The 13110-nt window shown below is 72.5% G+C and carries 12 protein-coding genes; 3 read left to right on the top strand and 9 right to left on the bottom strand.

Translation table 11 applies throughout. The annotated features are described in order from the left end of the window. Positions 1-84: 84 nt before the first annotated feature. Entirely contained in the window at positions 85-465 is a 381-nt protein-coding gene (locus GA0070562_RS05855) for a VOC family protein (RefSeq protein WP_091416473.1), read from the top strand. A gap of 70 nt (positions 466-535) precedes the next feature. Here GA0070562_RS05855 and GA0070562_RS05850 read toward each other — a convergent pair whose 3' ends face one another. Then, positions 536-1753, bottom strand: coding sequence for a cytochrome P450 (locus GA0070562_RS05850; protein WP_091416470.1), 1218 nt, complete (start codon positions 1751-1753; stop codon positions 536-538). Then, complete coding sequence (locus tag GA0070562_RS05845; RefSeq protein ID WP_091416466.1) at positions 1754-2965, bottom strand: cytochrome P450; 1212 nt, start codon at positions 2963-2965, stop codon at positions 1754-1756. 84 nt (positions 2966-3049) lie between these two features. On the opposite strand from GA0070562_RS05845, the gene GA0070562_RS05840 reads away from it, so the two are divergent. Both GA0070562_RS05840 and GA0070562_RS05835 read left to right on the top strand, forming a co-directional pair. Then, positions 3050-4192 carry a winged helix DNA-binding domain-containing protein gene (locus GA0070562_RS05840; RefSeq protein ID WP_175438654.1) on the top strand — a complete coding sequence of 381 codons (1143 nt, stop codon included), beginning with the start codon at positions 3050-3052 and terminating at the stop codon, positions 4190-4192. 147 nt (positions 4193-4339) lie between these two features. Continuing rightward, positions 4340-5575 carry a glycosyltransferase gene (locus GA0070562_RS05835; protein WP_139135435.1) on the top strand — a complete coding sequence of 412 codons (1236 nt, stop codon included), beginning with the start codon at positions 4340-4342 and terminating at the stop codon, positions 5573-5575. A gap of 58 nt (positions 5576-5633) precedes the next feature. On the opposite strand, the gene GA0070562_RS05830 is transcribed toward GA0070562_RS05835, so the two are convergent. The 7 genes from GA0070562_RS05830 to GA0070562_RS05800 all read right to left on the bottom strand — a co-directional run bounded on the left by GA0070562_RS05830 (position 5634) and on the right by GA0070562_RS05800 (position 13061). Further along, positions 5634-6404, bottom strand: coding sequence for a TylF/MycF family methyltransferase (locus GA0070562_RS05830; RefSeq protein WP_091416457.1), 771 nt, complete (start codon positions 6402-6404; stop codon positions 5634-5636). 140 nt (positions 6405-6544) lie between these two features. Continuing rightward, positions 6545-8077, bottom strand: coding sequence for an MFS transporter (locus GA0070562_RS05825; protein WP_091416453.1), 1533 nt, complete (start codon positions 8075-8077; stop codon positions 6545-6547). Between the two features lie 84 nt (positions 8078-8161). Then, entirely contained in the window at positions 8162-8806 is a 645-nt protein-coding gene (locus tag GA0070562_RS05820; protein ID WP_091416450.1) for a TetR/AcrR family transcriptional regulator, read from the bottom strand. A gap of 76 nt (positions 8807-8882) precedes the next feature. Continuing rightward, entirely contained in the window at positions 8883-10007 is a 1125-nt protein-coding gene (locus GA0070562_RS05815; RefSeq protein ID WP_091418383.1) for a DegT/DnrJ/EryC1/StrS family aminotransferase, read from the bottom strand. Continuing rightward, positions 10004-10615, bottom strand: a complete 612-nt coding sequence (locus tag GA0070562_RS05810; protein WP_091416446.1) for a dTDP-4-dehydrorhamnose 3,5-epimerase family protein — start codon at positions 10613-10615, stop codon at positions 10004-10006. Before GA0070562_RS05810 ends, GA0070562_RS05815 begins: the two co-directional genes overlap by 4 nt. A gap of 35 nt (positions 10616-10650) precedes the next feature. Then, complete coding sequence (locus GA0070562_RS05805; RefSeq protein ID WP_276526474.1) at positions 10651-11652, bottom strand: Gfo/Idh/MocA family protein; 1002 nt, start codon at positions 11650-11652, stop codon at positions 10651-10653. Continuing rightward, positions 11631-13061, bottom strand: a complete 1431-nt coding sequence (locus tag GA0070562_RS05800) for an NDP-hexose 2,3-dehydratase family protein (protein WP_091416443.1) — start codon at positions 13059-13061, stop codon at positions 11631-11633. Before GA0070562_RS05800 ends, GA0070562_RS05805 begins: the two co-directional genes overlap by 22 nt. Between the last annotated feature and the right edge of the window lie 49 nt (positions 13062-13110).

Here is a 13110-nt window from a genome sequence, read left to right as displayed (position 1 = left end):
GCACCGCGCGGACACGGACGGGCAACGATCGCGGTGCGCAATGTTGAGCGGCTCGGCCGCCCCCGGCCGCCCTACTGTCGCCGCATGGCTGCCATTCCATATCTGAAGTACGAGAACGTCGGCACCGCACTCGACTGGCTGGCGAAGTCGTTCGGCTTCACCGAACAGCAGCGGTACGCCGGCCCGGACGGCGCGGTCTTCCACGCCGAGATGACCACCCCCTCCGGTGACCTGGTCTACCTGGCCGGCCCCGGGGAGGGCTACCGCAGTCCACGGCGGCTCGGCGAGGTGACCGTGATGATCTCGCTGGAGGTCGACGACGTCGACGCCCAGCACGCCCTGGCCACCGCGGCCGGCGCGACCGTCCAGATGCCCCCGACGGACACTCCGCAGGGCATGCGGGTGTGCAAGGTGGAGGACCTGGAGGGACACGAGTGGTTCTTCACCAAGAAGATCACTGATTGACTGCCCGCCGAACACGACGGTGGCCGCACACCTCGGGTGTGCGGCCACTTCGTCGTGCGGGATGTCGGCGCTACCAGCGCACCGGCATCCCGGTGAGGCTGTGGATCACGACGTTCTTGCGCCACGGCAGCTCTTCCTCGGGCACCGCCAGCTCCAGCTTCGGGAAGCGGCGCAGCAGCTCGCCCAGCCCGACCTGGAGTTCGATGCGGGCCAGCTGGGCGCCCACGCAGTGGTGGATGCCGTGGCCGAAGGTGGTGTGCGGCCCGGGGGTACGGGTGATGTCGAAGCGGTCCGGGTCGGGGAACACCGAGGGATCCCGGTTGGCCGAGTTGGTGATGGCGATGACGCCCTCGCCGGCCCGGATCGTCACGCCGCCCAGCTCGACGTCCTCGAGCGCCACGCGCATGAGCCCGCCGGCCGCGCCGCCCGGGATGTAGCGCAGGGCCTCCTCCACCGCGCCGGGCAGCAGGGAGTCGTCGGCCTGGAGCATGGCACGCTGCTCGGAGTGGCGCATCAGCATGAGCACCGCGTTGGCGAACCGGTTGGCCGTCGTCTCGTAGCCGGCCACGATGAGACCGCCGGCGAACGAGATGAGCTCCGGCTCGGTCAGCCGGTCCTCCTGGTCACGGTAGTTGATCAGCACACCGAGCAGGTCGTCGGTCGGCGCGGAACGCCGGGCCTCGACCATGGCGGCCAGGTAGCCGATCAGCGCGTTCCGCGCGGCCATCGCGTCCTTCATGCCCTCCGGCGAGGTCGCGAACATGGCGTTGGACCAGCCGCGGAACCGGTCGCGGTCGGCCGCCGGCACACCCAGCAGGTCACAGATGACGATGATCGGCAGCGGGCTGGTCAGCGAGGCCACCAGGTCGGCCGGCGGCCCGGCCTGCTCCATGGCGTCGAGCAACTCGGTGACGGTCCGGCGCACCTCCTCGCGCATCGTCTCCATGCGGCGGCTGGTGAAGGCCGGCGCGACGAGCTTGCGCATCCGGGTGTGGTCCGGCGGATCCTTGCTGACCACCGAGTTCGGGTCGCCCTCGATGCCCGGCATGAGCTGCGGCGCACCGGGACGTGACGCGGCGGCCCGGCTGAACCGGAGGTCGCTGAAGACCTTGCGCACGTCCTCGTAGCGGGTGGCGATCCACGCCTCGTCGCCGCTGGGCAGCTTCACCCGCGCGAGCGGCTGCTCCTCGCGTAACCGGGCGTACTCCGGCGACGGTTCGAGGCTCGACGTGATCGGGAAGGGAAACGGCAGCGCCGGACGTTCGGTCGACACATCGGGGGCACTCATTCAGTTCTCCTCGTTCTCCGGGGACCAGACAACCGGCAGGCTCTTCACGCCGTAGACGAACATGTCGTCACGGAACTCGACGTCGTCGACGTCGACGGCCAACCTCAGGGTGGGCAGCCGCCGGAACAGCGTCTGCCAGAGCACCTGCAACTCCATCCGCGCCAGGACCTGCCCGAGGCACTGGTGGATGCCGAAGCCGAAGGCCAGGTGGTCGGTGGCGACCCGCTCGAGGTTCAGCACGTCCGGGTCCTCGTACACCCGGTCGTCCCGGTTGCCGGAGGCGAGAACCGCGATCACGCCCTCACCGGCACGGATCACCTCGCCGGCGACCTCGACGTCGGCCACGGCGGCGCGGCGCAGGCCGTACGCGATGATCGTCTGATGGCGCAGGATCTCGTCCACCGCGCCCACCGACGTCGCGGGGTCCAGCATGGTGGGGATCTGGTCGGGGTGCCGCAGCAGCGCCAGCGTGCCGATGCCGATCTGGTTGGCGATCGTCTCGTAGCCCGCGATGATGAGCAGCGTGGCGATGCCGGCGACCTCCTCCCGGCTGATCCCGTGACGGTCACGCCCGGTCGTCAGGCGCGACAGCAGGTCGTCGGCGGGGTCGGCGTCCTTCGCGTCGATCAGCCGGTCCATGTACGCCCACAGCTCCGTGCGCACCTCCTGGCGCCGCGCCGGTGAGGCGTTCTGGTCGCCGATGACCGCGGTGCAGCGCTCGAAGAACGGGCGGTCGTCGTACGGGACGCCGAGCAGCTCGCAGATCACCAGGATGGGCAGCGGGAACGCGATCGCCTCGAGCAGGTCGACCGGCTGCGGCCCGGCCACCATCCGGTCGACGAGCGTGTGCACGATGCGCTCCACGTGCGGGCGCAGCTCCTCGACCCGCCGGGGCTTGAACTCGTTGAGCAGCGCACGGCGCAGCCGGGAGTGGTCCGGCGGATCCATCCGGATGAAGGTCCCCGGCCCCGGGGGCTGGACAGTCATCCGCGCCGGGAAGCCGGGCGTGCTGAAGTCGGCGCTGAACCGCGGGTCCCGCAGCACGGCCCGTACGTCCTCGTGCCGGCTGACCAGCCACACCTCGCTGCCGTCGAAGTCCAGCCGGACCCGGGTGATGGGACGTTCGGCCCGCAGGCGGGTGAACTCGGGGGCCGGGTCGAACGGGCAGCCGCGCGACAGGGGGTAGGACACTGGCTTACTGACGCTGTCCACGCCTCCTTCCTACCCGCCGACACGGTCACCGACTGCTCACTAATGAGCACTGCCGGTCGGGCCGGGCTGACGTACGATCCGCGGATGCCCATGTCCGACCAGGCCCTCAACCGCGCGCTGCTCGCCCGGCAGGGTCTCATCGAACGTCATCGGCGCCCCCTGGCGGAGGTGGTGGAGTCCGTCGGCGCGCTCCAGGCCCAGCACTGGCCGGCGGTGGCCCAGGGACTGTGGACCCGGGTCGACGGCCTGACCACCGGCGACCTGTACGCCGCACTCGGTCGCGGCGAACTGCTCCTCGGCACGTCGCTGCGGCGTACGCTGCACCTGACCAGCGCCCGCGAGCACGCGGCGTACGCGGCGGCTGCGGACGGCGCGGGGGTCAACGAGTGGCGGCGGGCCAAGGCCGAGCCGACCGCCCGGGCCGGCGAACTCCGCGCCGAGCTGCTGCGCCACACCTCCCGGCAGGCACGCACCGGCGACCAGATCGCCGAATTCGTCGAGGACTGGATCAAGCGGCACCCGGACACGTTCGACGCCGCCGAGGCGGACGCGCAGCGGCAGTACAGGTGGCGCGCGTTCTACACCTGGAGTGCCCTGGTGCGCGCGCCGGAGGACGGCGAGTGGTCGGGCCGGGCGCCGGCCGCCTTCCGCACGGCCCCGTGCCCGCCCGGATCGGACCGGGCCCCCTCCCCCGACGACGCGCTGGCCGACGTCGTACGCCGGCACCTGCGGGCCTTCGGTCCGGCGGCGGCCGAGGACGTCGCCGCCTGGACCGGCTGGCGCGTCCCGCCGGTGCGCGCGGCGCTGGAGCGTCTCTCGTCCGAGCTGGAACGCTTCACCGACGGGGCCGGGCGGACCCTCTACGACGTGCCGGACGGCCCGCGGCCCGAGGCCGGCACCGAGGTGCCCGCCCGGCTCCTGCCGGCGTTCGACAGCACGCTGCTGGCCTACACGCCCAAGCACCGCGGACGCATCCTGCCGGACGACGTCAAGGACCGGGTGTACGCCCGGGCGAACCTCCAGATCAAGCCGACGGTGCTGGTGGACGGCGTGGTGGCCGGACTGTGGAAGATCAACGCGACGAAGCGGACGGCCACGATGACCGTCACCGCCTTCCGGCGCCTGGACAAGAAGACCCGCGGCGCCGTCGAGGCCGAGGCCGGGGAGCTTCTGCGATTCGACCAGCCCGACGTGCCGCAGCACCGGGTGGTGTTCGACGAGGGCTGACGCTCAGTAGTGAGCAGACGCGAGCGGTTGCCCGGAATAGAAAGGCATGCACCAATCGGCGACCCTGTGAGGAGTGTATCGGATGCCTCCGATGACCGCTCGTGATCCAGACCGCGGACACCGTCCGCCGAAGTGGAGGTGACGGCGATGCGCCTGCTGTTCACCTCCATTCCGTCGACCGGGCACCTGCATCCACTCGTCCCGCTCGCGATCGCCGCACGCGCCGCCGGACACGAGGTCGCCTTCGCCTGCGCGGAGTCGATCCGGTCCGCGGTCGAGGAACTGGGCTTCCGGACGTTCGCGGCCGGGCTGAACCGGGACGGCGACGGCGATCCCGAATTCGACGCGCTGAAGGTACGGGCCCGCCGGCTCAGCCCCGGGCCGGAGATGGACCAGCTGGCCATCGCCGACGTCATCTACGGAGTGCGGGCCCGGCGGATGCTGCCGGACCTGCTGGAGATCTGCAGGCAGTGGCGCCCCGACGTGGTCGTCCGGGAGAACTTCGAGGCCGCCGCGGCGGTGGCCGCCGAACGTCTCGGCATCCCGCACGCCAGCGTGGACATCATGCCGCTGTTCGACACCGGGCCGATGCAGCCGGCGGTCCAGGAGCAGATCGACCGTCTGCGCGCGGACGCGGGGCTGGGCCCCGACCCGGGGCTGCACATGCTGCACCGCCATTTGCACCTGTGCTTCGCGCCGCCGAGTCTGCTCAACCCGGCGATCCCCAAGCCCGCCACGCTCCGCACGCTGCGCCCGACCTTCTACGACCAGGTGGGGAGCGAGGCGTTGCCGGACTGGGTGGCCCGGATGCCGGCGCAGCCCACCGCGTACGTGACGGTCGGGACGGTGGCGAACCGCTGGCGTACCGACGTCTTCCCGGGGATGGTCCGGACCATCCTGAAGGGCCTGCGCGACGAACCGATCAACGTGGTGGTCACGGTGGGCCGTGACGCCGACCCGGCCGAGCTCGGCCCCCAGCCGTCCAACGTGCACATCGAACGGTTCATCCCGCACAGTCTGCTGCTGCCGCACTGCGACCTGGCGATCACCCACGGCGGTTTCGGCACCGTCATGGGCTCGATCGACGCCGGCCTGCTCCAGGTGCTGGTGCCGCTGCTGGTCGACGACCCGCACAACGCCCGGCGCTGCGCCGAGCTCGGCCTCGCGCGGATGATCCGGCCGGAGGAACTGACCGCGGACCGGACCCGCGAGGCGGTCCGGGACGTGCTGCGTGACCCGGCGTACCGTGCGAACCTGCAACGGATCAGGGCGGAGATCCGGGCCCAGCCGGGACCGGACCTGGCGGTGGGCCTGCTCGAGTGCCTGGCCGTGGACCGGGAGTCCCCGGTGCGGCCGGCGGCCCGGCCCTGCGCCGGCGTCTGACCACACGCGCGCAGACGATCGGCCCGGTCCCTCGCCGAGGGGCCGGGCCGACGCCGGCTCAGGCGCTGCGCCGCCAGTACGCGGACGCCCCGTCGATGGGCAGGACCTCGTCCTTGATGGCGTGCTGGTCACGGAACTCGTCGATGGCACGGCGGCAGCTCCGCAGGGCGTAGTCGTCGACGATGACGAAGCCGCCCGGCGACACCTTGTCGTAGAGGCTGTTCAGGGCGTCCATCGTCGACTCGTACAGGTCGCCGTCGAGCCGGAGGATCGCGATGCGCTCGACCGGCGCCGTGGGCAGCGAGTCGCGGAACCAGCCGGGCAGGAACTGCACCTGGTCGTCGAGCAGGTCGTAGCGGGCGAAGTTGGCCTTGACCACCTCCATCGGCACGCCCAGCGTCTCGTTGGCCCGGTGCAGGCCGAGCCGCACGTCCAGCGGGTGCCCGTCCTCGCCGACGTCGGGGATGCCCTCGAACGAGTCGGCCACCCAGATCCGGCGGTTCTTGACGCCGTACGCCTCGAGGAAGGCGCGCATGAAGATGCAGACGCCGCCGCGCCACACCCCGGTCTCGATGAAGTCGCCGGGCACGTCGTCGGAGAGCACCTGCTCCATGCACTCCTGCACGTTGTCCAGCCGCTTCAGGCCGACCATGGTGTGTGCGACGCTGGGCCAGTCCAGGCCGACGCGGCGCTTCTCCGGGTCATAGGCGGGGTCACCCTGGAACCAGGGGATGGGGACGTGCTCGTAGCCGAGCGGATTGTCCTCGTAGACCACGTTCGTAAGGACCTTCTTCATCAGGTCCAGGTAGAGTCTCCGGCCCGTATCCATGCCTGGACGGTATGGGGAGGCGATCCACGGCTCTGCTCACTTCGACGCAGTTTTCGTGGATTCGCCGAACCGACGACGACGCGGCAGCGCCCTCGTGGGCGCTGCCGCGTGAGCCGGTCTCCGGCGCGACCGGAGTTCGGTCAGCCCTTGGCCACCGGCTCGGCCGGGGCCGGCGCGTCCGCGCCCGCCGCAGGGGTCTCCAGCAACGCCGCGACGTGGCGCCGGCGCAGGAACAGCGCGGTGACCGCCGCGCCGCACAGCAGCAGCACGACGCCACCGGCGAAGGCGACCCGGAACCCGGCGACCTGCGCCGCGAGCTGTTCGGCCGGATCGGCCGCGGCCGGGTCGCCGAGCACGTCGGTGGTGCGCGCCGTGGCCATCGCGGCCAGGATCGCCAGCCCGACGGCGCCACCGATCTGCTGGACGGTCTGGTAGATGCCGGAGGCGAGGCCGGAGTCGGCGTCCGCGGTTCCGGAGGTGGCCAGGAACGTGATCGGCACGTAGGCGATGCCCAGGCCGATGGAGAGCGGCAGCAGGCCGGGCAGCAGATCGGTGAGGTAGGACCCGTCGATGGGCAGCCGGGTCAGGTAGGCCATGCCGAGCGCGCCGAGGCACAGGCCGATCACGGTCACGAGGATGTGCCCCAGGCGCCGGACCAGCGGCTCGGACAGCGTGGCGCCGACCATCACGCCCATCGCCGCGGGCAGGAACGCCAGGCCGCCCTGAAGCGGGCTGTAGCCGAGAGCGCCCTGGAGGTAGAGGGCCGAGAAGAAGAACATCGTCGCGATGCCGGAGGTGAGGAAGATCAGCGCGGCGTCCGCGACGGCGAGCGTGCGCAGCCGGAAGATGCTCAGCCGCATCATGGGCTGCCGGGTGCGGGACTCGATCAGCACGAACGCGGCGAGCAGCAGCACGGCGACGGCGCCCAGGGTCAGCGTCCGCGCCGAGGCCCACCCCCACGCCTGGCCGTTGACCATCGTGTAGACGGCCAGGACGAGACCGCCGGTGACGGTGACCGCACCGGCCACGTCGAGGGAACGGTCGGCGTTCTCGTCGCGCGACTCGCCGATCACGCGCACGGCGGCCAGCAGCACGACCGCGCCGATGGGCAGGTTGACGAAGAAGATCCAGTGCCAGGAGAGGGCACCGGTGAGCAGGCCACCGATGAGCAGGCCGAACGCGCTGCCACCGGCGACCACCGCGCCCCACACGCCGAGCGCCTTGGTGCGTTCGGCCGGGTCGCGGAAGGTGGTGTTGATGATGGCCAGGACGGCCGGGGACACCAGGGCGCCGCCGAGGCCCTGGAGGCCACGGCCGACGGTCAGCACGACGGCGTCGGTGGCCAGCCCGCTGATCGCCGAGGCCACTGTGAACACCACCAGACCGGCGATGAACAGCCGCCTGCGGCCGAACAGGTCGCACAGCCGACCGCCGAGCAGCAGGAAGCCGCCGAAGATCAGGGCGTACGCGTTCACCACCCACTGGAGGTCGGCCTCCGACATGCCCAGGTCGCGGTCGATCGAGGGCAGGGCGACGTTCACCACCGTGGCGTCGAGAGCCACGATGAACTGCGCCAGGGTGACGAGGATCAGGACGATCCAGCGGTTGCGGCCGGCCGGCTCGGACGCGGCGGGCACGGCGGGCCGGGGGTCGGCGGCCGGGGATGGGTCCATGATGGTCCTTCCGGACAGGAGGCGGGTCCGCGGGAGTCAACACCGCGACCCGAAGCGGACCAGCCGGTCCGCTTTCCGAGCATGCTACCGAGAGCGCTCGGACCCCGTCCAGACCTTCGCCAGCTCCTCGTGCGTCGGCGCGGACCGCGGCGGAGTCCCGGATGGCCCGGAGCGCAGCCCGTCGCACACCAGGCCCACGAACCGGTCCCGGAACGCCGGGTCCACCCCGGACAGTGGCACCGCCGCGTGGACCGCCGCCGCGACCAGCAGGAGCAGGTCCGCGGCGGACACGTCGGCCCGGACGGCGCCGGCCCCGCGGGCCCGTCCGACGAGCGCCTCGACGGCGTCGACAAGCGCCCGGTAGCTTTCCCACACCCCGGCCGACCCCGGCGCCGGCCCGTCCATCGCCTCACGGAGGCCACGGTCCTCGGCGAGCGCGCCGGACCACAGCCGGACGAACTCGAACACCGCCGCGCCGGGGTCGCCGGTGACCAGTCCACGCGCCTGTGCCGCCAGCGCGTCCAGCCGCTCCCGGACGATGGCCGCGACCAGGTCGCCCTTCGTGGCGAAGCAGCGGAACGCAGTGCCCTTGCCGAGGCCTGCGGCGTCGACGATCTGCGACACCGGCACGTCGAGGCCCGCCACGGCGAAGGTGCGGGCCGCCACGTCCATCAGCAGCCGCTGGTTGCGGGCGGCGTCGGACCGGGTACGCGCGACACGCTCGGCCATCGTTGTCTCCCAGGTCGTGGGGCGCGGGGTCGGATGCTGCGGGACGCCGCACGGCACGTGACCCGGCGGACCCGGGTCACCAGCCGGCCCGGATCACCTCGGTGATCCTCGACCGGTCGTCGTCGTCCACCCACCAGCCTACGGGTATCGCCACCATCCGATCCGCGACCGCGTCCAGGCCGGGCAGGTCCGTCCGGAACTCGTGGACGCAGCTGTGCAGGTCGTTGCGCCGCTGCACCGGGCTCGCCGCGATGCCCGCCTCGGCCAGCCGCCGGATGAACCCCCGCCGGTCGTCGACCTTGACCGTGAAGATCCATTCCGCGGAGCGCCGGTCCGGCCGGCGTTCCAGCAGGTCCAGCCCGGCCACGCCGCGCAGTTGGTCGGCGTACCAGGCGGCGTTGGCCCGGTGCCGGTCCACCCGTGCGTCGACGGTGTCCAGGTTGGCCAGTCCGATCGCCGCGGCGATGTCGTTGAGGTGGAACTTGTAGCCCCACTCGGTCACGTCCTGGCTGCTGCGGAAGCTCTCGTCGCTGTCGCGGTCGAGGCCCAGCCAGCGCAACCGCCGCGCCCGCCGGCACAGGACGTCGTCGGGCAGCACCACCAGGCCGCCGTCGCCGGTGGTCAGGTGCTTGATCGCCTGGAAGCTGAAGACCGCGGTGTTGCCGTGGTCCCCCACCGGCCGGCCGCGGAGGCTCGACCCCCAGGCGTGCGCGCAGTCCTCGATGACCGGCGGACGGTGGCCCGTCCGCCGGCCCGCCTCGTCCACCACCTCACGCAAGCGGTCGAGGTCGACCGGGTAGCCACCCCAGTGCACGACCATGATCGCCCGGGTCCGCGCCGTGATCTTCGCGGCCAGGTCGGTGAGGTCGATGTTCAACGTGGCCGGGTCGACGTCGACCCAGCGCGGTCGCAGGCCGAGCGCCAGGATCGGCCAGTTCGTCGCGGGGAACGTCAGCGGGGTGGTGAGCACCTCGCCGCCCACCGTCGCCGGACCCGGCGGCCCGGCGAGCAGGTGCAGCGCCAGGTGCAGGCCGGAGGTGGCGCTGTTGACGGTGGCCAGCCGGTCGGTGCCCAGGCGCTGCGCGAGGGCCGCCTCGAACTCGGCCACCCGTGGTCCCTGACCGAGGTAGCCGCTGTCCAGGACCGCCCGTACCCGGTCCGCGGCGTCGGCGGCGACCGCGCTGCGGAACAGCGGAATCACCGCTGCCCCCCGTCGCGGGCCGGCGTCCGGCCGTACGCGGCCAGGCACTGCTCGTACGTGGGCAGCCGGTGCAGCGCGTCCGCCAGCCGGGGCGCGGCGGCGTCCTTGGCGGAGCGGATCACCTCCGGCCCGCTCGGCCAGGGCAGGGCCAGGTCCGGGTCGAGGGCGTCGATGTCGACCATCGTCCCGGGCACGTACTCCTCGGAGCACAGATAGGCCATGCGCACGTCGTCGGTCAGGGCGAGGAACGCGTGCCCGAGGCCGTCGGCGAGGTAGACGGAGATCCCGGACTCGCCGTCCTGCCGGGTCACGTCGAACCGGCCGAACGTCGGCGAGCCCGCCCGCAGGTCGACCACGACGTCGAGTACGGCGCCGCTGACACAGGTCACCAGCTTGGCCTGACCGGGCGGCAACGTGGTGCCGTGGATACCGCGCAGGGTGTGCCGGCGCGACACCGAGTAGTTGACCTGACGCACCACGAACGGGTGCCCGGTGACCGCCTCCAGCGCCTCCCGGCGTACCGCCTCGAAGAACTCGCCCCGGTGGTCGGGCAGGCGACGCGGCGTGATGCGGTACGCGTCCCGGACGGCCATCGCGGTGATGTCCATTGTCGACCTTCCCGTGCGGCGCGGCCGCACTCCGTTCAGGGCTGCGTCCGCAGTGCGCGCCGAGCCACCTCGTCCACCAGTTCCGCCTGCACGAGCGACGCGGCGGCGGCAGGTTCGCGCGCCGCCGGGTCGGTCACCATCCGCGCGAACTCCTCCCCCATGCGGGCGAACTGGTCGTCGGCGGCGAGCGACACCTCCTCGGTCCGGCCGTCCCGTTCCACCCGCAGCAGCGGCCGGTGGTCCACGGGAGCGCTGTACGGCCGGTCGAGCACCATCCGGCCGCTCGATCCGTGCAGCTCGTAGGAGGCCCGGTAGGCGTGGGCCATGCCGAAGGTCAGAGCGGCGGTGACCCCACGCGGACCGACCAGCAACGCGCTGCCCGCCACGTCGACGCCGTCGTCGTTCAGGCGCAGCGCCGCCCCGGCAACGCGCAGGCCCGGGCCCAGCAGGCGCATCGCCGTCCGCAGCGGGTACACCCCGGCGTCCAGCAGGGCGCCACCGCCGAGCTCCCGGCTGTTCCGCAGGTCACCGGGCGGACGCGGAGGGATCGTGAAGGTGGCCGTGAGGTGCCGCAGGTCCCCGATGTCGCCGCTCGCCAGGCGGTCGTACACCGTCCGGTGGCCGCGATGGTGCAGGAAGGCCATGTTCTCCACGAGCGCGAGGCCACGGGCCCGCGCCTCGGCCAGGAGGGCCGCCGTGTGCTCCGCGCCGGTGGTCAGCGGCTTCTCCGCCAGCACGTGCTTCCCGGCGCGCAGGGCACGACGGACCCATTCGCCGCGCAGCGCCGGCGGCAGCGGGAGATAGACGGCGTCCACGTCGGGGCGATCCAGCGCCTCGGCGTAGGTGCCGGCGAACGGCACCCCGAAGCGGCCCGCGAGGTCCGCCGCCCGGGCCGGATCGCGGCTGCCGATCGCGGTGACGGTGGCCGCGCCGCCACCGGTCAGCGCGGGCAGCATCCGCCGGGCCGCGACGTCCGCGCAGCCGAGCACGGCCACCCGTACCGGCCCGGCGGCGCTCACCAGAGCGTCCGGGCGCACGCGAGCAGGCTCCGCAGCTCCACGTTCAGGTAGTTGCCGTGCGAGAGCAGGCCGGCGAGTTGCCCCATGGTCATCCAGCGGAAGTCGTCCGGCGCCTCGACCGGGAACTCGTCGCCGACCTCCACCACCAGGTAGCGGTTGCGCGCGTGGTGGAACCGGCCGCCCTCCTCCGACTGCACCACGTCGTACCGGATCCGCGCCTCACCGGGGGCCGGCACCAGGTCCAGATACCGCGGGCGCTCCCGCGGCGGCAGGTCCCGGTAGTTGACCGGCTGGCACTGCACAGTGGGCCCCAGCTCGACACCGGTCAGCGAGCCCGCGTCGGCGCGGGCCTGGACGAGCCCGTGGAGGACACCGGCGATCCGCTTGACCAGCAGCGCCAGGACTCCCGGGGCGACGGGGGCCAGCAGCGGCTGCTGCCAGGACCGCACCTCACGGCTGCCGGCCAGCACGCTCACCCCGATCACGGTGAAGTACTTGCCACTGACGTGCGCGATCTCGTCGTCATCGCGGCGCCAGCCGTCCGCCTCGGCCTCCGACAGCGGCACCCGGCGCTGCCGCACCTCCCGCACCGCGCGCTGGCGCGTCAGCCATCCCAGCAGCTCGGTCTGCGTGTGCCGCGCGTCGCCGTCGTCCCAGAAGGACCGGCGGACCGCCCCGGCGAACGTGTCGCCGGGCACCGCGACGACCGGGCGCAGCACGGCCGACGGTGTCGCCGGGATGCAGGACATCACCGACCGCGTGTCCATGTTCACCACGTCCGGCCGGCGCAGCAGCGCCGCGAGCTGGCCGAGGGTGAGCCACCGGAAGTCGTCGCCGACCGGCACGTCGTCGGTGGTCTCGACGACCATGTTGCGGTTGCGCTTGTGCAGGAACCAGGAATTCTGCTCGGACTGGAGCACGTCGACGAGGACCCGGCTGCGCGCGGACGGGCGCATGTACTCGAAGTACCGGATCGGCGTGCCGCGGTGCACGCCCGTGTAGTTGCTGCGGGTGGCCTGCACGGTCGGCGAGAGCTGGACCAGCGGGGCGTTGCCCGGCTCCATCTTGGCGTGCATCAGACAGTGCAGGACCCCGTCGAACTCCTTCATCAGCAGGCCCAGCACACCCACCTCGGGCTGCACGATGATCGGCTGGGTCCAGGTCCGCTCGGTCTGCACCCGCAGGCCCTCGATGGAGAAGAACCGGCCGGTGTGGTGCACGAGGTTCCCCGTGCCCGGCTCCTCCTGCCAGCCGGTCAGCTCGCCCAGCGGGACGCGGCGAACCTCGAACGAGTGGGCCCGGGACCGCTCGGCCAGCCACGGCAGCACCTGCGCCGTCGGCGTGACGGCGCTGTCGGTGGCCAGCGCGGACATCACCAGGCGGTCCGCGTCGGCGCGTTCGGCGAGGATCTGCTTGCTGCGGCTCATGGGCACCTCGGCGGTGAGGGATACGCGTCCTCACCGTTCTAGCCGGGCG

It is taken from the genome of Micromonospora tulbaghiae (assembly GCF_900091605.1).
Lineage (GTDB): Bacteria > Actinomycetota > Actinomycetes > Mycobacteriales > Micromonosporaceae > Micromonospora > Micromonospora tulbaghiae.
Note: the sequence above shows the minus strand (reverse complement) of the source record. Positions and strands in the feature narration are given on the sequence as shown.